The organism is Comamonas testosteroni (assembly GCF_000761245.1).
Classification (GTDB): Bacteria; Pseudomonadota; Gammaproteobacteria; order Burkholderiales; family Burkholderiaceae_C; genus Comamonas; species Comamonas testosteroni_C.
In genome coordinates, this window is sequence record NZ_AWOR01000062.1 from 17,855 (window position 1) to 37,857 (window position 20,003).

Annotated in this window: 19 protein-coding genes and 4 tRNA genes; 15 read left to right on the forward strand and 8 right to left on the reverse strand. The window is 60.7% G+C overall.

Annotated features, from left to right (window positions below; all coding sequences use genetic code 11):
- Positions 1–34 precede the first annotated feature (34 nt).
- From P353_RS18060 to P353_RS18085, 6 genes are all read left to right on the forward strand, one after another.
- Positions 35–505: a F0F1 ATP synthase subunit B gene (locus P353_RS18060; RefSeq protein ID WP_034372531.1), complete on the forward strand. Its 471-nt coding sequence runs from the start codon at positions 35–37 to the stop codon at positions 503–505.
- A gap of 12 nt (positions 506–517) precedes the next feature.
- Positions 518–1,057, forward strand: a complete 540-nt coding sequence (locus P353_RS18065) for a F0F1 ATP synthase subunit delta (RefSeq protein ID WP_034372534.1) — start codon at positions 518–520, stop codon at positions 1,055–1,057.
- A gap of 45 nt (positions 1,058–1,102) precedes the next feature.
- The gene (gene atpA / locus P353_RS18070) at positions 1,103–2,662 is read left to right on the forward strand and encodes a F0F1 ATP synthase subunit alpha (protein ID WP_003081692.1); all 1,560 of its coding nucleotides are present in this window, start codon (positions 1,103–1,105) and stop codon (positions 2,660–2,662) included.
- A gap of 18 nt (positions 2,663–2,680) precedes the next feature.
- Positions 2,681–3,547: a F0F1 ATP synthase subunit gamma gene (atpG, locus tag P353_RS18075; protein WP_034372537.1), complete on the forward strand. Its 867-nt coding sequence runs from the start codon at positions 2,681–2,683 to the stop codon at positions 3,545–3,547.
- 34 nt (positions 3,548–3,581) lie between these two features.
- A complete protein-coding gene (atpD, locus tag P353_RS18080; RefSeq protein ID WP_003065399.1) occupies positions 3,582–4,991 on the forward strand; it encodes a F0F1 ATP synthase subunit beta in 1,410 nt (469 codons plus the stop codon).
- 150 nt (positions 4,992–5,141) lie between these two features.
- Entirely contained in the window at positions 5,142–5,558 is a 417-nt protein-coding gene (locus P353_RS18085) for a F0F1 ATP synthase subunit epsilon (RefSeq protein ID WP_034372540.1), read from the forward strand.
- Positions 5,559–5,711: 153 nt separating this feature from the next.
- Here P353_RS18085 and P353_RS18090 read toward each other — a convergent pair whose 3' ends face one another.
- Complete coding sequence (locus tag P353_RS18090; RefSeq protein WP_034372544.1) at positions 5,712–5,981, reverse strand: hypothetical protein; 270 nt, start codon at positions 5,979–5,981, stop codon at positions 5,712–5,714.
- A 141-nt stretch (positions 5,982–6,122) separates the two neighbouring features.
- Here P353_RS18090 and P353_RS18095 point away from each other — a divergent pair, with 141 nt between their 5' ends.
- Positions 6,123–6,797: a DUF1294 domain-containing protein gene (locus P353_RS18095; RefSeq protein WP_034372547.1), complete on the forward strand. Its 675-nt coding sequence runs from the start codon at positions 6,123–6,125 to the stop codon at positions 6,795–6,797.
- 44 nt (positions 6,798–6,841) lie between these two features.
- On the opposite strand, the gene P353_RS18100 is transcribed toward P353_RS18095, so the two are convergent.
- From P353_RS18100 to P353_RS18110, 3 genes are read right to left on the reverse strand one after another with little or no spacing between them, the layout of a single operon-like run.
- Positions 6,842–7,381, reverse strand: coding sequence for a TPM domain-containing protein (locus tag P353_RS18100; RefSeq protein ID WP_034372549.1), 540 nt, complete (start codon positions 7,379–7,381; stop codon positions 6,842–6,844).
- Position 7,382: 1 nt separating this feature from the next.
- Positions 7,383–8,315: a TPM domain-containing protein gene (locus P353_RS18105; RefSeq protein ID WP_052084924.1), complete on the reverse strand. Its 933-nt coding sequence runs from the start codon at positions 8,313–8,315 to the stop codon at positions 7,383–7,385.
- 24 nt (positions 8,316–8,339) lie between these two features.
- Positions 8,340–8,957: a LemA family protein gene (locus tag P353_RS18110; protein ID WP_034372552.1), complete on the reverse strand. Its 618-nt coding sequence runs from the start codon at positions 8,955–8,957 to the stop codon at positions 8,340–8,342.
- A gap of 115 nt (positions 8,958–9,072) precedes the next feature.
- Here P353_RS18110 and P353_RS18115 point away from each other — a divergent pair, with 115 nt between their 5' ends.
- From P353_RS18115 to P353_RS18125, 3 genes are read left to right on the forward strand one after another with little or no spacing between them, the layout of a single operon-like run.
- Positions 9,073–9,828, forward strand: a complete 756-nt coding sequence (locus tag P353_RS18115) for a hypothetical protein (protein WP_034372555.1) — start codon at positions 9,073–9,075, stop codon at positions 9,826–9,828.
- Complete coding sequence (locus tag P353_RS18120; protein WP_034372557.1) at positions 9,825–10,796, forward strand: YheT family hydrolase; 972 nt, start codon at positions 9,825–9,827, stop codon at positions 10,794–10,796. Before P353_RS18115 ends, P353_RS18120 begins: the two co-directional genes overlap by 4 nt.
- Positions 10,797–10,825: 29 nt before the next feature.
- The gene (locus tag P353_RS18125) at positions 10,826–11,383 is read left to right on the forward strand and encodes a DUF2946 family protein (protein ID WP_034372560.1); all 558 of its coding nucleotides are present in this window, start codon (positions 10,826–10,828) and stop codon (positions 11,381–11,383) included.
- A 90-nt stretch (positions 11,384–11,473) separates the two neighbouring features.
- On the opposite strand, the gene P353_RS18130 is transcribed toward P353_RS18125, so the two are convergent.
- The 4 genes from P353_RS18130 to P353_RS18145 all read right to left on the reverse strand — a co-directional run bounded on the left by P353_RS18130 (position 11,474) and on the right by P353_RS18145 (position 18,462).
- Positions 11,474–12,337 carry a c-type cytochrome gene (locus P353_RS18130; RefSeq protein WP_034372563.1) on the reverse strand — a complete coding sequence of 288 codons (864 nt, stop codon included), beginning with the start codon at positions 12,335–12,337 and terminating at the stop codon, positions 11,474–11,476.
- 199 nt (positions 12,338–12,536) lie between these two features.
- On the reverse strand, positions 12,537–13,970 hold the full coding sequence (locus tag P353_RS18135) for an efflux transporter outer membrane subunit (RefSeq protein WP_034372566.1): 1,434 nt from the start codon (positions 13,968–13,970) through the stop codon (positions 12,537–12,539).
- Positions 13,963–17,142, reverse strand: a complete 3,180-nt coding sequence (locus P353_RS18140) for an efflux RND transporter permease subunit (protein WP_034372569.1) — start codon at positions 17,140–17,142, stop codon at positions 13,963–13,965. Before P353_RS18140 ends, P353_RS18135 begins: the two co-directional genes overlap by 8 nt.
- A gap of 12 nt (positions 17,143–17,154) precedes the next feature.
- Positions 17,155–18,462, reverse strand: a complete 1,308-nt coding sequence (locus P353_RS18145) for an efflux RND transporter periplasmic adaptor subunit (protein WP_052084925.1) — start codon at positions 18,460–18,462, stop codon at positions 17,155–17,157.
- Between the two features lie 227 nt (positions 18,463–18,689).
- On the opposite strand from P353_RS18145, the gene P353_RS18150 reads away from it, so the two are divergent.
- The 5 genes from P353_RS18150 (at position 18,690) to P353_RS18170 (ending at position 19,876) form a co-directional block, all read left to right on the forward strand.
- Entirely contained in the window at positions 18,690–19,310 is a 621-nt protein-coding gene (locus P353_RS18150; protein ID WP_003065361.1) for a TetR family transcriptional regulator, read from the forward strand.
- Positions 19,311–19,384: 74 nt separating this feature from the next.
- Positions 19,385–19,460: transfer RNA gene (locus P353_RS18155), tRNA-Arg, on the forward strand.
- 80 nt (positions 19,461–19,540) lie between these two features.
- Positions 19,541–19,626: transfer RNA gene (locus P353_RS18160), tRNA-Tyr, on the forward strand.
- Positions 19,627–19,684: 58 nt separating this feature from the next.
- Positions 19,685–19,758, forward strand: a tRNA-Gly gene (locus tag P353_RS18165).
- Between the two features lie 43 nt (positions 19,759–19,801).
- Positions 19,802–19,876 (forward strand) — tRNA-Thr (locus P353_RS18170).
- Positions 19,877–20,003: the final 127 nt, after the last annotated feature.

The window sequence follows — 20,003 nt, forward strand, 5'->3', positions numbered from 1 at the left end:
CTCCGTTCAACGCCCTAAATAGAAAGGTGTTGCCGTGAGTATTAACGCGACCCTGTTCGTTCAGCTTGGTGTTTTCCTGGTTCTGGCGCTGTTCACGATGAAGTTCGTGTGGCCCCCGATCGCGAAGGCACTGGATGAGCGAGCCCAGAAAATCGCCGATGGCCTCGCTGCTGCCGACAAGGCCAAGACCGAACTGACCGCTGTCAACAAGCGCGTCGAGCAGGAATTGGCCCAGACGCGCAACGAAACAGCTTCGCGGCTTGCGGACGCCGAACGCCGCGCCCAGGCCATCATTGAAGAAGCCAAGGCTCGCGCGACAGAAGAAGGCAACAAGATTGTTGCTGCTGCCCGCGCCGAAGCTGACCAGCAAGCCATTGCTGCCCGTGAAGCCCTGCGTGAGCAAGTGGCAACGCTGGCCGTCAAGGGTGCCGAGCAGATCCTGAAGAAGGAAGTCAATGCCGGTATCCACGCTGATCTGCTGAACCGCCTGAAGACAGAGCTGTAAGGAAAGCAAAAAATGGCAGAACTCGCCACCATTGCCCGCCCTTACGCTGAAGCATTGTTCAAAGCCTGCGCCGATCAAGGCGCGGATTTGAACAGCACTGTCGCTTGGGTGGAGGAATTGGCGGCGATTGCCGCCAACCCGCAATTGCGCCAACTGGCCGGCAACCCCAATGTGAGCGGCGCGCAAGTGTTCGATCTCATCACGGGTGTGGCCAAGTCGGCATTGCCCGAGTCCGCACGCAACTTCCTGCATGTGGTCCTCGAAAACGGCCGTCTGGACGTGCTGCCTGAAGTGGCAGCCCAGTTCCGCAGCCTCGTGAACAGCAAGAGCGGCTCTTCGGATGCCGTGGTGTACAGCGCTTTCCCGATTGAGGATGCAGCGCTGGCCGAGCTTGGCGCCACGCTGCAAAAGCGCTTTGGCCGCAAGCTGAATCTCACCGTGAAGCTCGATGAATCGCTGATCGGTGGCGTTCGCGTCGTGGTGGGCGACGAGGTGCTGGACACCTCCGTCAAGGCCCGTCTGGAACAAATGAAAGCGGCCCTCACCGCGTAATGCGCTTGAGGTCTCGGCTAACACACAAGAAAGAAGGAAAGAGTCATGCAACTCAATCCCGCAGAAATTTCTGAACTGATCAAGAGCCGCATCGAAGGGCTGGCTGCTAGCACTGACGTCCGTAACCAAGGCACCGTGGTGTCGGTGACTGACGGTATCGTGCGCGTGCACGGCCTGTCGGACGTGATGGCTGGCGAAATGCTGGAATTCCCCGCAGGCGCCGACGGTCAACCCACTTACGGTCTGGCTCTGAACCTGGAGCGCGACTCCGTGGGCGCCGTGATTCTGGGTGCTTACGAGCACATCGCAGAAGGCAACACCGTCAAGTGCACCGGCCGTATCCTGGAAGTGCCCGTGGGCCCCGAGCTGGTCGGCCGCGTGGTGAACGCCCTGGGTCAGCCTATCGACGGCAAGGGCCCCATCAACGCCAAGATGACGGACGTGATCGAGAAGGTCGCTCCTGGCGTGATCGCACGTCAATCCGTGGATCAGCCCCTGCAAACCGGTATCAAGTCCATCGACTCCATGGTTCCCGTGGGCCGTGGTCAGCGTGAACTGATCATTGGTGACCGTCAGACTGGTAAGACGGCTGTCGCTATCGACGCCATCATCAACCAGAAGGGCCAGGGCGTTATCTGCGTGTACGTTGCTATTGGTCAGAAGGCTTCTTCGATCAAGAACGTGGTGCGCGCGCTGGAACAAGCTGGCGCGATGGAATACACCATCGTCGTGGCTGCTACCGCCTCCGAATCCGCTGCCATGCAGTACGTGTCGGCCTACTCCGGCTGCACGATGGGCGAGTACTTCCGCGACCGCGGCGAAGACGCTCTGATCGTTTATGACGATCTGTCCAAGCAAGCTGTGGCCTACCGTCAAGTTTCGCTGCTGCTGCGCCGTCCTCCCGGACGTGAAGCCTTCCCCGGCGACGTGTTCTATCTCCACAGCCGTCTGCTGGAGCGTGCCGCTCGTGTGAACGCCGACTACGTCGAAGCATTCACCAAGGGTGAAGTCAAGGGCAAGACCGGTTCTCTGACCGCTCTGCCTATCATCGAAACACAGGCTGGCGACGTGTCCGCCTTCGTTCCCACGAACGTGATTTCGATTACTGACGGCCAGATCTTCCTGGAAACCAGCCTGTTCAACGCTGGCGTGCGCCCCGCTATCAACGCCGGTATTTCGGTGTCCCGCGTGGGTGGTGCTGCTCAGACCAAGGTTGTGAAGGGCCTGTCCGGCGGTATCCGTACCGACCTGGCTCAGTACCGTGAACTGGCTGCCTTCGCGCAGTTCGCCTCCGACCTGGACGATGCAACCCGCAAGCAGCTGGACCGCGGTGCCCGCGTGACCGAACTGCTCAAGCAGGCTCAGTACTCGCCCCTGTCGACCGCTCTGATGGCTTCTTCGCTGTTCGCAGTGAACAAGGGCTTCATGGACGACATCGAAGTCAAGCAAGTGCTGCCTTTCGAATCTGGTCTGCACCAGTTCCTGAAGACCAGCCACGGCGCTTTGCTCGACCGTCTGAACGAAAAGCGTGCTTTCGACAAGGAAGGCAAGGACGAAGCTGAACTGACTGCAGCCATTACTGCATTCAAGAAGTCCTTCGCTTAATACCGGCGAGGAGTCATCATGGCAGCAGGTAAGGAAATACGCGGCAAGATCAAATCGGTGGAAAACACCAAGAAGATCACCAAAGCCATGGAAATGGTGGCTGCATCCAAAATGCGCAAGGCGCAGGACCGGATGCTGGCTGCCCGTCCATATAGCGAAAAAATCCGCAACATTGCAGCCCATCTTGGCGAAGCTAACCCTGAATATGTGCATCCGTTCATGCAAGTGAACGATGCCAAGAAGGTCGGCGTCATCGTGGTGACGACCGACAAGGGTTTGTGCGGCGGCATGAACACCAACGTGTTGCGTGTCGTCACCAACAAGTTGCGCGAACTGCAGGATGCGGGTGTTGCGACAGATGCAGTGGCCATTGGCGGCAAGGGACTGGGTTTCCTGAACCGTGTCGGTGCCAAGGTGGTCTCTCACGCTACAGGCTTGGGCGACACGCCTCACCTCGACAAGCTCATCGGGCCTGTCAAGGTGTTGCTGGACCAATATGCTGAAGGCAAGCTGAGCTCGGTGTACCTGGCGTACACCAAGTTCATCAACACCATGAAGCAGGAGTCGGTGGTGGAGCAACTGCTCCCCCTGTCGTCCGAAAAATTGCAAGCCGAGAAGACGGGTGCATCCTGGGAATACATCTACGAACCTGACGCTCAGAGCGTCATCGACGAACTGCTGGTTCGTTACGTGGAGTCCCTCGTGTACCAGGCAGTTGCGGAAAACATGGCGTCCGAGCAATCGGCGCGCATGGTGGCCATGAAGGCCGCTACCGACAACGCCGGCAACGTCATCAGCGAGTTGAAGCTGGTCTACAACAAGACGCGTCAGGCAGCGATTACGACCGAGTTGTCGGAAATCGTGGCAGGCGCAGCCGCTGTGTAAACGGCTTTAACGAACAAACAGATTGGAGCAAAAAATGGCTCAAGTACAAGGCAAGATTGTTCAATGTATCGGCGCCGTGGTGGACGTGGAGTTTGCCCACGGCCAGGTGCCCAAGGTGTATGACGCCTTGAAGCTGGAAGGCTCGGCCCTGACCCTGGAAGTTCAGCAGCAGCTGGGCGACGGCGTGGTGCGTACCATTGCCCTGGGTTCCTCGGACGGTCTGAAGCGTGGCCTGATGGTCACCAACACCGGCAACCCCATCACTGTTCCCGTGGGTAAGGCTACCCTGGGCCGCATCATGGACGTGCTGGGCAACCCCATCGACGAACGTGGTCCCGTGGATCAGACCCTGACGGCCGCCATTCACCGCAAGGCTCCTGCTTACGACGAACTGTCGCCGTCGCAGGAACTGCTGGAAACCGGCATCAAGGTGATCGACTTGGTCTGCCCCTTCGCTAAGGGCGGTAAGGTGGGCCTGTTCGGTGGTGCCGGTGTGGGCAAGACCGTGAACATGATGGAACTCATCAACAACATCGCCAAGGCCCACAGCGGTCTGTCGGTGTTCGCTGGTGTGGGTGAGCGTACCCGTGAAGGTAACGACTTCTATCACGAAATGTCCGACGCTGGCGTTGTGAACCAAGAGAACCTGGGCGAGTCCAAGGTTGCCATGGTTTACGGTCAGATGAACGAGCCCCCAGGAAACCGTCTGCGCGTGGCGCTGACCGGCCTGACCATGGCTGAGTCGTTCCGTGACGAAGGCAAGGACGTGCTGTTCTTCGTGGACAACATCTACCGCTACACACTGGCCGGTACCGAAGTGTCCGCTCTGCTGGGCCGTATGCCTTCCGCCGTGGGCTACCAGCCTACCCTGGCTGAAGAAATGGGTAAGCTGCAAGAGCGTATTACCTCCACCAAGGTTGGCTCAATCACTTCCATCCAGGCCGTTTACGTGCCAGCGGATGACTTGACCGACCCCTCGCCCGCCACCACTTTTGCTCACTTGGACTCCACCGTGGTGCTGTCCCGTGACATCGCTTCGCTGGGTATCTACCCCGCTGTGGATCCTCTGGACTCCACCAGCCGTCAGCTGGACCCCCAAGTGGTTGGCGAAGAGCACTACAAGGTGGCTCGCCAAGTGCAGGGCACACTGCAGCGCTACAAGGAACTGCGCGACATCATCGCGATTCTGGGTATGGACGAACTGGCTCCCGAAGACAAGCTGACCGTGGCTCGTGCTCGTAAGATCCAGCGTTTCCTGTCGCAGCCTTTCCACGTGGCTGAAGTGTTCACCGGCGCTCCCGGCAAGTACGTTCCCCTGTCTGAAACCATCCGTGGCTTCAAGATGATCGTGAACGGCGAAGCCGACCACCTGCCCGAACAGGCTTTCTACATGGTTGGTACCATCGACGAAGCCTTCGAGAAGGCCAAGAAGCTGGCAGCCTAACTGGCTTGCACCCCCTGAGCGGCTTGCGCCGCTTCCCCCTCTCTTTCAGGAGGGGGACGACGCCCTCGCTGCGGGGCGGCCCTTGCTCGGCGTCTCTGGCTTGGGGTGTGCTTGTTTTAGGACCAGTTTTTACCTTTTCTAGGAGCAAAGATGAACACTATTCACGTTGATGTGGTCAGTGCCGAAGAGTCCATCTTCTCCGGTGAAGCGCGCTTTGTCGCCTTGCCCGGCGAAGCGGGCGAGCTGGGCATTTATCCCCGCCACACACCGCTGATCACCCGCATCAAGCCGGGTTCGGTGCGCATCGAAATGCCTGATGGCAGCGAAGAGTTCGTCTTCGTGGCCGGTGGCATTTTGGAAGTGCAACCCAACTGCGTGACCGTGCTGTCCGACACCGCCATCCGCGGCAAGGATCTGGACGATGAAAAGGCGCAAAAGGCCAAGGCTGCCGCCGAGGAAGCCCTGAAGAACGCCAAGGGCGAATTGGACATTGCCCGTGCACAGTCCGAGCTGGCCGTCATGGCGGCTCAGGTTGCCGCTCTGCGCAAGTACCGCCAAAAGCGTTGATGTCTGGTGCCCTGGAGCACCTGTATCAGCCAAGAAAAGCCACCGCATGCGGTGGCTTTTTCATGCCGGCTCAGTACTGAGTTTCAGGCGCATTGCGCCCGATACCTCGGAGACAAGGCCCGAAGCACTCCATATGTCGGAGTGCTGCAGGGCTTAGCCGTTGCAGGCAGCCTGATAGCCGTAGACCACCGAGTTGTCCTTGGGGTCCACATGGCGCGATTTGCGTACCACGGCCTTGCTGGGGTCTTCGCAGAGAGCGCGAATCTGGGCTTCGCACTTCTTGGGGTCATCTTCCTTGAGCTTGCAGCTCAGTGCGTAGTCGTATTCAGCCGGTGCTTCGGCGCCTCTGGGGCTGATGGAGGAGCAGGCGCTCAGTGCCAGGGCAGCGCTGATAACGGCCAGAGAGAACAGGGATTTCTGCATGCTTGAGTGCTTTCTTAAGAAAATACGGCTGCCCCAAAACTAACACAGCCATGCAGTGAAAAAGGTTTTTTCTGGACGGGATCCGCCTGCTTTTTGCATCGCCGGGCCCGTTCACGGTGTCAAAAACAACAGAGGACGGAGATGCGCTACAGAGGTACCTTGACGCAATGGAATGACGAGCGTGGCTTTGGCTGGATAGAGGCCGATGGCGGAGGCGAGCGCCTGTTTGTCCATATCAGTGCTTTTGAGCCGCGCCCGCCCGCAGAGCAGCGTCCTCAGCCCGGTCTGCGTCTGGAGTTTGCCGTCGGCATGGAGCAGGGCAGAAAGCGCGCGCTTCAGGTTGCATGGCGCGCTGGCGGCTCAGTGCCTCAGGCCCGCTCCTCTTCGGTGCGGCGCAACAGCCCGTCTGCAGGGCGCTTGCAGTCCTCGCGTACGCAGCCTCAGGGCTGGCATGCCTCCAGCGGCTTCAGCTATGGGGTGTTGCTGGTCTGGCTGCTGCTGATGCTGGCCGCCGCCGTCATCTGGGGCGTACCGCGCATCCTCTGGCTGGTCTATGCGGGCCTGAGCATGCTGACCTTCATGGCCTACTGGCAGGACAAATGGGCCGCCCAGAAGGGGCAGTGGCGCACGCCGGAAAAAACGCTGCAGACGATGGCGCTGGCCGGAGGCTGGCCCGGTGCCCTGCTGGCCCAGCAGTGGCTGCGCCACAAAAGCAGCAAGACCAGCTTTCAGCTGCAGTTCTGGCTCATGGTCCTGATCAATGTGGCGGCCGCGCTCTGGCTGTGTTCGCCGTATGGGCGACATGTGCTGGCCTGAGGCTTGTGGGTTCTGCAGCCGGCGGATGCGGCTGCAGAACCGGATCAGCGGCTGCGGCCCGGCAGATGCCTTTGGACCACGGGCGTATCGGGCAGGTTTCGCTGCGTGTTGGCCGCGGATTTGCGCGGGAAATGCGCCTGCAGTTGCCGGTTGACGCGCTCCAATGCCGATACCAGGCCCACGCTGAAATGCCCGCCCTGGAAGGCGGACTGCATATCGCTGATCAACGTTTGCCATTGCTCGGCGCTCATGGTGCGGTCCAGGGCGCGGTCGGCCACAATTTCTATGGCGTGGTCGGCCAGCAGCAGGTAGATGAGGGCGCCGTTATTGTGCTCCGTGTCCCAGACATGGAGTTTGGCGAACTGCGAGAGCGCACGCTGGCGGGCCGTGGCATCGCGCCAGATATAGCTCCAGGGCAGGCCGGCCTCGACGCAGATGCGGACTTGGCCGGTGTGGCCCAGCTCGCTTTTGGCAATCAGCAGTTCCAGCTCCTTGAGCGTGGCAGGCGGCAAGGCCTTGCGCAGATGCTGTTCGGCCCAGCGGTGTCGCACCAGGCGTGCCAGACGTTGGAAGATATTGCTCATTTCACCAATCCCCCGAGGCGCCACCGCCACCAAAGCTGCCGCCGCCACCGGAGCTGAACCCGCCCCCCGAGCTGAAGCCGCCTCCACTGCCGCTGCTCCAGCCGCCGCCCCCGCCGGTGCTGATATATGGCCCGCCCCCGCCCCGCGAGAGATTGGAGAGCAGGGTGAAGATCAGGCCCAGAAATCCTGCCACGCCCGCAATCAACAGGCTGGTGGTGACCACATAGGCGGCCACCCCGGCAATGCCGCCAATGAGCAGCGAACCCAGCACGCGGCCAAAGATGGCGCGGGCGATGGCAATCCCGATCGGAAAACCGAAGAACAGCAGAGGCAGCAGAAAGTCCAGCTGGTCGGCCCAGGACTTGCCGGACTTGCGCGGCTGGGACAGCGGTGCGGGCAGTTTCTCGCCATGAATCAGCAGGCTCATCTGCTCGATGGCGGCAGACAGTCCACCCGCATAGTCGTCGGCGCGAAAGCGCGGCTTCATGGCTGCGTCGATGATGCGTGCAGCCTGGATGTCGGGAATGGCGCCTTCCAGCTTGCGCGCCACTTCGATGCGCATGCGCCTGTCGTTCTTGGCCACGATGATGAGAGAGCCGTCGCCTATGTCCTTGCGTCCCAGCTTCCAGCTGCTGGCCACACGCCAGGCATAGGCGGCGATATCTTCCGGGGCCGTGGTGGCAACCATGAGGACAGCGACCTGGGCGCCGGTCTCATCCTCCAGCTTCTTGAGCTGCTCGCTCAGCGATTGCAGATCGCCGGTGCTCAGCGTGTCGGTCTGGTCGATGACGCGTGCAGTGAGCTCCGGCACAGGCTGCAGTTGCGTGCCTGCAGCACCTTGCGCCCAGGCTGGCAGTGCAGCAAGCAGTGCCAGCCATGCAAAAACAATAGCTGCAAGCGCTTTATGGATAAGAGCTTGAGGTATGTGGGGCATGGTTTTTGAAGCGGAAGCCTGCAATTACTTGTTGCCAGCAGGCGCTGCGGGCGTTGAGAAGTCGACGGCCGGTGGCAGCGATATCTGGGCTTCGTTTTGCACCGTGAAGTTGGGCTTGACCTTGTAGCTGAATACCTTGGCCGTGATATTGGTGGGGAAGCTGCGCGCCAGCACGTTGTAGGCCTGTACGGTGCCTATGTATTCGTTGCGCGCCACGGTGATGCGATTTTCCGTGCCCTCCAGCGTCACGCGCAGATCGCGGAACGCTTGGTTGGCCTTGAGTTCGGGATATCTTTCCGCGACCACCATCAAGCGCGAGAGTGCGCTGGAAATCTCGCCCTGTGCCTGCTGGAACTTGTTGAAGGCTTCGGGGTTGTTGATCAGCTCGGGAGTGGCCTGAATCGAGGTGGCCTTGGCGCGTGCTTCGATCACCTTGGTCAACGTCTCCTGCTCGAAGTTGGCCTCACCCTTGACTGTGGCGACTATGTTCGGAATCAGGTCCGACCGGCGCTGGTACTGATTCAGCACCTCGCTCCAGGCGGCCTTGGATTTTTCATCCAGGCGCTGAAAGTCGTTATAGCCGCAGCCCGTGAGGGAGAGCATGGAGGCCGCAGTTGCGATTGCCAGAAGCCAGCGTTTCATGGGTGTTTCCATTCACGAAATTGAGACGGAAACCATAGCATAAGGGCTTAGCCGGGAAGTGTGCGCGCGGGGCTTGTCGTCCTGTCCGCTGCCGAGCGGCGCTAGCATTGCAATCATGTCCACTGTTTCTCCACTCGATGCCCTGCGTGGCGCGCAGCGTCCCGGCCCGAAAACTGCGGCCTTGCCGCGCCTGCTGCTGGCGGGCGCCACGGGGTCGTTGGGCAACGAGGTGCTCAGCCGCGTGGTGGGTGCGCAGAACTATGGGCTGGTCCAGGTGCTGGCGCGCGAACCCTACGTCCAGGGCCTGCGTGGCATGGAGTTGCTGACGCGGCAGGATGGCGATGTGCAGCAATGGCCTGTGCAGCATGCCGATGTGGGCCTCATCATGTTCGAGCCTCCGCGTCCCTATTACCAGCGCGAGCGAGCCTTGTGGACGCCTCAGCCGGATCAGCTGCCAGCGGTGGCGCAGTGGATGCGGCGCTGTGGTGTGCACACGCTCGCTGTGGTACTGCCTCACGATATGGGCAGCCTGCCCCAGGCTCTGAAGCAGGGGCTGGCCAATCTCAATGAGCAAGGCGTGGCCGCGCTGGGCTTCGAACGGCTGATTTTTGTGCGCTCGGCCAGAGAAGCCCAGAAAATAAATGACGGCCATTGGCTGCATCGCACGGCAAAGACCATGCTTTCGGCGCTCAGCTATATGCTGCCGCAGACGGAGCGTCCTGTGCGCGCCATGCATGTGGCCCGTCTGGTGGAGGCGGCCTTGCTCAAGGCACCGCCGGGAATTCATGTGGCTCCGCCTGAACTGGTCTGGCGTTCGGCGCAGAAAGACGCTTTGGGGTCAGAGCTGCAGAGCTGGCTGGGTCCCTCATGAATTTCGAACAATTTCGTGCACCTTGGTGGCAGCCCGGAGGTCATGTCCAGACCATCTGGGCTGCACTCTATGCGAAGGGCGGGGTGTTTCCTGTGTGGCGGCGCGAGCGCTGGGATACGCCTGATGGCGACTTCATTGATATTGATTTTTCAAGTCATCCGGCAGGTGCAAACGCTCCCACTCTGGTGCTGTTTCATGGCCTGGAAGGCTCGTCCTCGAGTCACTACGCCAAGGCCCTGGCGCAGGTCTGCGCGCAGCGCGGCTGGCATCTGGCCGTGCCGCATTTTCGCGGCTGCAGCGGTGAGCCCAATCGCCTGCTGCGCGCCTACCACTCCGGCGATGCGGACGAAGTGGACTGGATTTTGCGACGACTGCAGCAAGGCGCGAGCGGCGAATTGCTGGCAATGGGGGTATCGTTGGGCGGCAATGCCCTTGCGCGCTGGGCCGGGCTGCAGCAGCAGGCGGCTGCAGAGCTCGTCAAGGGCGCGGCAGTGATCTGTGCGCCGCTGGATCTGGTGGCCGGAGGCGTCAATCTGGGCCAGGGGCTCAATCGCTGGCTCTACACCCCCGTCTTCATGCGTACCCTGGTGCCCAAGGCACTGGCCAAATGGCAGCAGGCACCGGGGCTGTTCGACAGGCAGCTGCTGCAGCGCGCGCGCACCCTGCATGATTTTGACGATGTGTTCACGGCCCCGGTCCATGGCTTCAGGGATGCCGATGATTACTGGCGCAGGGCATCGGCCAAGCCCCTGCTCAAGCAAGTGGCCGTGCCCTTGTTGCTGCTCAATGCGCGCAACGATCCGTTTGTGCCGGCGCACAGCCTGCCCACGCCCGATGAGGTGAGCGCAGCCGTGCAGCTATGGCAGCCACCGCACGGCGGACATGTGGGCTTTGCCAGCGGAGCCTGGCCCGCCCATGTGCAGGCCATGCCGCTGGCCGTGACCGAATGGCTGGAGCAGTGGCTCTGAGCGTTTGCAGAATAATCAGGAGATGAGTGATGGATGACATCGTGAAGCAGGCCATGGCGAAATGGCCCAACGTGCCGGCCTGCAGCGGCTGGCTGGGTCTGGATGCACGCGGCCAGTGGTGGCTCAGGGACGAGCAGGCCCAGGCCTGCGGGGCGTTTGCGAGCGGCCGGCCCGGTGCCAGGGGCAGTCTGCTGCGCCATGAAAAGCTGGCCGAATTCATCGGTCGCAACTATCTGGCCGAGTCCGACGGCCGCTGGTATTTTCAGAACGGCCCGCAGCGCGTGTATGTGGAGCTGGAGAGCGCGCCATGGATATGGCGTCTGCGATGCACAGAGCATGGTCTGCAGCTGATCAGCCACACGGGCCAGGAGCTTGCGCCCGAACAGGTGCAGCAGGTGCTGCTCGATGAGCAGGGGCGGCTTTTCCTGGTTTTGCCGCAGGGCCTGGGCATGGTGCACAGCCTGGACATGCTGGATGCCGCGAATGCGCTGGAGGGCGGAGTGCTGCCCGAGGTGCAGGAGGTCGACAGCGCTTCGTTGCCATTGAAGTTTGGTTTTATGCCTAGCCCGCAGGCTCATCAAGTCTGATAGCTGCCTGTACTGGTGTACAGAAGGGGCTTCTGGTCAAAAATAACAAAACCGGCCAAAGGCCGGTTTTTGCGGGGCAAAGAGCAGGGCTTACTTGGCTGCATCCACCATGTACTGAATGGCGGCCTTGAAGTCTGCGTCCGAAGCGGTGGAGCCGCCTTTGGGAGGCATGGCCCCAACACCTTGGGTGGCCTTCTGCACCATATCGTCCATGCCCTTGGCAATGAAAGGTGCCCAGGCAGCCTTGTCGCCAAACTTGGGGGCCCCGGCTACGCCACTGGCGTGGCAGGCCATGCAGGTGGTGTTGTAGATATTCTTGCCCACATCGGAGGCCGCGGCAGCTGCGGGAGCCGCGGCGGCGGCGGGTGCTGCCTCGGTGGCTGCAACAGCTGCTGCAGGTGCAGCGGCGACAGGGGCCGCAGGTGCTGCTGCGGGGGCATCACCAGCTGCTGCGCCGGCTGCAGGCTGGGGCTCGGGGAAGTTGGCGCCGGCAGCATTGGCCATATAGACCACGCCACGGGCAATTTCCGTGTCATTGAACTCGCCGCCACCCTGGGCCGCCATTGCACCCTTGCCGGCCAGGGCAGAGTGCACCAGCGTTTCCAGACCCTGCTTGATGCGCGGGCCCCAGGCTGCCGCATCCTGGAATTTGGGTGCGCCGGCTACGCCGGTTTCATGGCAGGCTGCGCATTGCGACTTGAAGACTTCCGCGCCACCGCGCAGAGGGCGGTTGGCATCGCGAATTTCCACCGTTCCCACTTTTTGTAGACGCATGGCCTTGGCCATTTCGGCATTGGCCGTACCTGCGCCCGTGGTGTCGGACGAAGTCACGAACTTGACCAGACCGATGATGACGAAGATGGGAACCACAAACGAGAAGAAGACGGCAAGCAACAACTGCTTGGGTTTTTTAATGGGGCCTGTATGGGCTTCTTCGTGGTGTTGCTCGCTCATGAAGTCCTCTGAGATCGTGGGATGGGAATTAACAAACCATTATAGAAGTGAGGGTTAAGAACACCAGTGCACGACGATCCGGGTTGACGGCTGCTGCATAAAGGAGTTGAGTTGGATCAACTTTGTGCAGCCAATTTGTGGCGGGCATGAAAAAAGGCGTCCGAAGACGCCTTGTGTGAGAGTGCAGAAAATGGCCCGATTACTGGACTGTAGTTGCTGCCGCTGGGGTGTTGCCGGCTCCTGCCTCCGTCCAGCCGCCGCCCAGCACCTTGTAGAGATTGACCTGGTTTTGCAGCTGCGCCAGGCGCACCTGAACCACGGATTGCTCCAGTGCAAACAGTGAACGCTGCGCATCCAGCAGATCCAGGTAGCTGGCCACACCGTTGGTGTAGCGCAGGTCCGACAGCTTGTAGCGAACCTGCTCAGCCTCCAGCTGACGCGACTGGGCATCGAGCTGATCTTTGAGTGCTCGGCGATTCACCAAGGTGTCGGACACCTCGCGGAATGCCGACTGGATGGAGCCTTCGTATTGCGCCACGGCAATCTTCTGGCTGGCTTCTGCAACCTGGAGATTGGCGCGATTGCGGCCTGCATTGAAGATGGGCAGATACAGCGAAGGCGCAATCGTGAAAGCTGCAGAGTCAGACTTGAACAGATCGGAAACCTCCGAATTCACAAAGCCTGCCGAGGCAGTCAAGGAGATGTTCGGGAAGAACAGCGCACGTGCCGCACCAATGCTGGCATTGGCGGCAATCATGCTTTGCTCAGCCTGACGGATGTCGGGTCGGCGCAGCAGCAGGTCAGAAGGCAGGCCCGAGGGCACATCGGCCAGGGCTGGCAGATCGCGCAGCTGCTTGCCTTGCATGCTGGTCTGCAGATCGGCAGGTAGAGCCTGGCCCACGAGCAGCGTCAAGGCGTTGACGTCGCGCTCGCGTTGACCGGCTTGCTGGGCCAGCGTGGCGCGTGCGCTTTCGGTCAGCGACTGAGCCTGGCGGTAGTCCAGCTCGGAAGCTACGCCAGAGTCCAGGCGCAGCTTGGTCAGCTTGATGGACTGCTCGCGTGTGCCCAGGGTACGACGGGAAATGGCCAGCAGCTCCTCGTCAGCCTGCAGGTTCAGCCACGTGTTGGCGACCGTTGCAATCAGACTGATCTGGGCCGCCTTGCGGCCTTCCTCGGTCGCCAGATACTGGGCCAGAGCTTGCTGCTTGAGACTGCCGATGCGGCCCCAGAAGTCAATCTCCCAGCTGGGCATGGAAAGGCCCGCCATGTACGAGTTGGCATAGCGGCCCGTGGTGGCGCTGGGCTGGCGGCTGGCGCTGCCTGCCACACCGAACTCGGGGAACTGGGCGGCGCGCTGGATCTGGTATTGGGCCTGCGCCTTTTCGATATTGAGCACGGCCACGCGCAGGTCGCGGTTGTTGTCCAGCGCGAGCTGGATCACCTGCTGCAGGCGTGGGTCCGTGTAGAACTGCTGCCAGGGGATGTCGGCGGCCGCGATGGTGCCGGCCTGCTCGTCGGCGGCAGAGTAATGCTCGGCCACCGGAGCGGCAGGGCGCTCCAACGTGGGGATGAAGGAGCAGCCGCTGGCCAGCAGCGCGCTGGCCAGTGCTACGGGTAGCAAGGTTTTATTCATGTTGCGAGCCTCCCTGTGCTGCAGAAGTTGCCGCCGGGGGAGTGGCGTTGGAGTCTTGCTTGGACTTCTTGCCAAACAGATTGAACACGGCCACAAAGAACACGGGCACCAGGAACACGGAGATCGGCGTGCCGATCACCATGCCCCAGAACACGCCCGTGCCGATTTCCTTCTGGCTGGCAGCGCTGGCGCCGGAGGCGATGTACAGCGGCACCACGCCCAGAATAAAGGCCAGCGAGGTCATCAGAATGGGTCGGAAACGCAGATGACCGGCTTCCAGCGCGGCTTCCAGCGCGCTCTTGCCTTCAGCATGCAGGTCCTTGGCGAACTCCACGATCAGAATGGCGTTCTTGGCCGACAGACCGATCACCGTGATCAGCGCCACCTGGAAGTAGATGTCGTTGGGCATGCCGCGCATCAGCATGCCGGCCACGGCGCCGAACACGCCCAGAGGCACGACCAGCAGCACGGACAGCGGGATGCTCCAGCTTTCATACAGAGCGGCCAGACACAGGAACACGGCCAGGATGGAGAACGCATACAGCAGCATGGCCGAGGAGCCAGCCTTTTTCTCGTCCAGAGACTGGCCGGTCCACTCGTAGCCGAAGCCGTCGGGCAGTTCCTGGGCCAGCTTTTCCATCTCCTTCATGGCATCACCGCTGGTAAAGCCGGGCTTGGCCTGACCGGTGATGCTCATGGAGGGGTAGCCGTTGTAGCGTGTCAGCTGCATGGGGCCGCTGATCCACTTGGCGCTGACCATGGTGGAAAGCTCCACCAACTGGCCTTGCGCGTTGGGCACCGTCAGGCGCATCACGTCCTCGGGCTGCATGCGGCGGGCGGCATCGGCCTGGATGGTCACTCGCTGCATGAATCCGTTGTTGGGGAAGTCCGTGGAGTTGGACGAACCCAGAGCGGTCGCCAGCGTGGTGGCCAGGTCGCCCATGCTTACGCGCTGGGCATAGACCGCATCGCGGTTGATGTCCACCTGCCATTGGGGGGCGTCATCCACGCCATCAAAGCGCACGCCGGCCAGAATCTGGCTCTGGTTGGCCTTGGCAACCAGCTGGTTGCGGGCTGCCAGCAAGGCGGCATGCCCCTTGCTGCCGCGGTCTTGCAGGCGGAAGGTGAAACCGTCGCTATTGCCGAGCTCCGAAATGGAGGGGGGAACCAGCGTGAAGATGAAACCATCGCGCAGCGCTGACATGGCGCCCATGGTGCGTCCGGCAAAGGATTTGGCATCCGAGCCAGCGCCTGTGCGCTCGGACCAGTCCTTGAGCGTGGTGAATGCCAGACCCACGTTCTGGCCCTGTCCCATGAAGCTGAAGCCCAGAATGCTCACGATGTGATCGGTCTCAGGCTGGCTCAGGGCGAACTTCTCCAGCTCAGCCATGGTCTTGCTCGTGCGCTCCAGGCTCGCGCCGGGAGGCAACTGAGCCAGCGAGATGACATAGCCCTGGTCTTCCGTTGGCAGGAAGGCCGTAGGCAGCCGCAGGAACATGAAGACCACACCGGCGATCACCAGCAGGTAGACGATGAAGGCCTGCACGGAGCGCTTGACCACGCCGGACAGAGCGGTTGAATAGCGCCTTGTACCGGCTTCAAACTTGCGGTTGAACCAGTTGTAGAACGGGCCGAGCAAGCCGGTCTTCTTGTCGTGCGCGTGGCCCTTGGGGATGGGCTTGAGCATGGTGGCGCACAGCGCGGGAGTCAGTGTCAGCGCAAAGAAGCCCGAGAAGAAGATCGAGATGGCCATCACCAGTGAGAACTGGCGATAGATGTTGCCGGTCGCGCCGGAGAACATGGCCAGAGGCAGGAACACCGTCACCAGAATCACGGTGATGCCGACCACGGCGCCCTGGATCTGTCCCATGGCCTTGATGGTGGCTTCCTTGGGCGGCAAGCCTTCCTCGGCCATGATGCGCTCGACGTTTTCCACCACCACGATGGCATCGTCCACCACGATACCGATCACCAGCACCATGGCGAACATGGCCAGAATATTGATGGTCAGGCCGGCAACCAGCATCACGGCAAAGGTGCCGAGCAATGCGATGGGCACCACGATGGTCGGGATCAGGGTGTAGCGGATGTTCTGCAGGAAGATCAGCATCACGATGAACACCAGCACGATGGCTTCCAGCAGCGTGTGCACCACCTTCTCGATGGAAATCTTCACGAACTTGGAGGTGTCGTAGGGCGAGGACCACTTCACACCGGCAGGCAGGAAGGGCTCCATCTCGGCCATCTTGGCCTTGACCAGCTTGGCTGTCGCCATGGCGTTGGCGGTCGAAGTCAGCTGCACGGCCATCGCCACGGCGGGCTTGCCATCCAGGCGGGACTCGAAGGCATAGCTCTCGATGCCCAGCTCGATGCGGGCCACATCCTTGAGGCGCACAGTGGAGCCGTCGGAGTTGGAGCGCAGCACCACTTCGCCGAATTCCTCGGGCGTGCTCAGCTGACCGGGCACCACGATCGTGGCGGTGGTGGTGGTGCCAGGTGTGCTGGGCAGGTTGCCCAGGGCGCCACCGGAGATCTGCTGGTTCTGCGCGGCAATCGCTGCGTTGACGGATGCAATCGACAGACCGAAGCCCTGGAGCTTGGCAGGATCCACCCAGACGCGCATGGCACGACCCGATGCAAACAGCTGTGCCTTGCCCACGCCGTCCAGACGCTGGACTTCAGGCACCACATTGCGGTTCACGTAGTCGGCAATGTCGTCACGGGAGGTCTCTCCGGACTCGGCCTGGAAGGCCAGAATCATCAGGAAGTTGCTCATGGACTTGTCAACGCGCACGCCCAGGGCCTGAACCACCTGAGGCAGGCGGGGCAGCACGCGCGAGAGGCGGTTTTGCACGTCCACCTGCGCCAGATCGGGGTTGGTGCCGGGGGCAAAGGTGACGGTCAGAGTGCCTTGACCGCCCGCAGGGGCGGAGGCTTCCATGTACATCAGACCTTGCGCGCCGTTGATTTCGCGCTCGATCAGTTGCAGAACGGAATCCGTCATGGTCTGTGACGTGGCGCCCGGGTAGGTCGCTGTCACGTTGATGGTGGGAGGTGCCACCGATGGGAACTGTGCCACCGGTAGCTTGGTGATGGAGATCACGCCCGCAATGATCACGAAAATCGCGATCACCCAGGCAAAGATCGGTCTGTGGATGAAAAACTTTGACATGGATCGTGCCTGTTACTTGGCTGCCTTGCCTTCGCCAGCACCTTCGGCTGGTGCAGCAGCTTTCTCTTGCGCTGGTGCGGCGGGGGCCGCAGCAGAGGGTTGTGCTGGTGCGCCGGCAGCTGCATTGTTGATCTCGACGGGCTTGACCTTCTTGGCTCCCATGCCCACCTTGATCAGGCCGTCGACCATGACTTTTTCTCCGGCCTTCAGCCCGGATGTGACGACCCAGTTAGTGCCACTGGACTGACTAATCTGAACGGGACGCGGCGCCACCGAGCCATCCTCGGCCACGATCATGACGAAGTTGCCCTTTTCGTTGCGCGTCACGGCTTGTTGCGGAATCAGCGCGGCGTTCTCGACCTGTGCCTGCTCCAGGTGCACGCGCACATAGGTGCCGGGCAGCAGCAGTCCATCGGGGTTGGGCAGTTCCGCGCGCACGCTGACCTGGCCGGTAGTCGGGTCCACGGTCAGGTCGGTGAACAGCAGCTTGCCAGTGTGTGCGTACTCCTTGCCATCGTCCAAATAGACGTGGACGCGCGCTGCGTTGTCACCTACCTTTGCTAACTTGCCGGAACTGAGCGCTTCGCGCATGCGCATGATGTCGGAAGAGGACTGGGTCAGGTTCACGTACAGCGGGTTGACTTGCTGAATGGTCGCCAGCTGCGTGGCTTCGCCCTGGCCGACCAGAGCGCCTTCCGTCACCAGAGCGCGGCCGATGCGTCCAGAGATGGGGGCTGTCACGCTGGCATAGCCCAGGTTGACGTTGGCATTGGTGACAGCCGCCTTGCCTGCCGCAACTTGTGCCAGTGCCGCCTTCTCGTTGGCAATGGCCGTGTCGTACTCCTGCTTGCTGATGGCATTGGCTTCCACCAGCGGCTTGTAGCGGCGTGCGGTGGCAGATGCTTGAGCAAGATTGGCTTCGGCCTGTGCAAGGGTCGCCTGAGCGCTCTGCAGATTGGCCTTGTACGGGGTGTTGTCAATCTGGAACAGGGCCTGGCCGGCTTTGACATCCGAGCCTTCCTGGAACAGGCGCTTTTGCACGATGCCGGCTGCGCGCGCGCGAACCTGAGCAATGCGCGATGGCTCCAGACGGCCTGGCAGATCGGAGATCAGAGGCACGTTCTGCATGGATACCGTCACTACGCCTACTTCGGGTGGCTGTGCCTGAGCGGCTGCTTGTGCTTTTTGAGCTTCCGCGTTTTTGTCACTGCATGCGACTAGGCCCAATGCAGCAGCCAAGCCCAGGCCTATGACCATGGCGCGGGTGCCGGATGCGGCTGAGTTGGACTGATTGTCGGGAGCCTGGTTTGCTTCATACATCGGGTGCATGAACGTCCTTCCGGTTGACATTGTGAAAACGAGAAAAGAGCGCTGTCCGCAGTGGAGCGCTCATTCGGGTGGAAACCCTAGATGGTTTCCTGCATATCGGTGCTAAGGAAATTATACATACATGCATAAATGTATAATTGAAAACGCTGCGTAAAGCAGCTGAGAAATGGTTTTTCTCGCGGCGAGCTATCGCTGGCGAGTGATGAGGAAGGTGAGTGATGGCTCGAAGAACCAAGGCTGAAGCGGATGAGACGCGCACCAAGCTGCTGGATGCGGCTGAAGAGGTGTTTTTCGAGAAAGGGGTATCTCGAACCTCTCTGGGCGATATCGCACAGCGTGCAGGGGCTACACGCGGGGCGGTGTATTGGCACTTCAAGGACAAGATGGATGTCTTTGTTTCCATGCTTGGGCGCATATGCCTGCCTTTCGAAGAAATCTGTGACGACAGGTATGGTGACCTGTTGCCGCTAGAGCGCATTCGTCACTCCATCCTATGTGTGTTCGAGAGCTTGGACGAGGATGAGCGCAGACGCAAGGTGTTTGAAACGGCGCTGTTCAAAATGGAATACGTGGGCGAACTGGCTGATGTGCGTTTGCAGCATATAGAAAGTTCAGGCTTCGCTCGGGAAAAATTTGCGCACGACCTAGCGGCTGCAGCGCAGGGGCAGTCCGTGCAGTTGTCGGTATCCCCGGAAGAGGCCGCCCTTGGTTTGCACTCTCTTTTTGTAGGCCTTATACATGGCTGGGTATTGACGGAGGGGAGTTTCTCATTGGTCAAGGTCGGTTCGATGTCGGTGGATGTCTACTTGTCTGGTTTGGGATTTCAGGTGAATTTGTGATTTGGGTGTCCAAACCCGTGCAATAATTGCGGCTGTTGAATTGTTGTTGGCAGTGCGAACGGCCTGACGGATTCGCGGCTGTAGCTCAGTGGATAGAGTATTGGCCTCCGAAGCCAAGGGTCGTGGGTTCGATCCCCGCCAGCCGCGCCAGCATCGATCTTCGGTAAGAAAAAAGAAATTTCAAAATTTCTTTTTAAGCTGAAAATAGATGCTACAATTCGAGTCTCTTCGGAGGGGTGGCCGAGTGGTTAAAGGCAGCAGACTGTAAATCTGCCCGCTAACGCGTACACAGGTTCGAATCCTGTCCCCTCCACCAGCAATGGTTGAGAAGAGCGATTGCTAGAAATAGCAGTCACGTGCAGTAGTGAATCTGTGCGGGAGTAGTTCAATGGTAGAACCCTAGCCTTCCAAGCTAATGACGCGGGTTCGATTCCCGTCTCCCGCTCCAGTTTGCGAGCAAAGATTTTTGAAGTTGTTTTTTCAGCTTCTTTGCCCATGTGGCTCAGTGGTAGAGCACTCCCTTGGTAAGGGAGAGGTCGCGGGTCCGATTCCCGCCATGGGCACCATTTTCTGGTGCGCTCGCTTGATAGGGTTGCGCCGAAATCCTCTTGCAGTGAATTAGTTTTTTCGGAGTCGGAAAAATGGCAAAAGAAAAATTCGAGCGCACCAAGCCCCACGTGAACGTGGGCACCA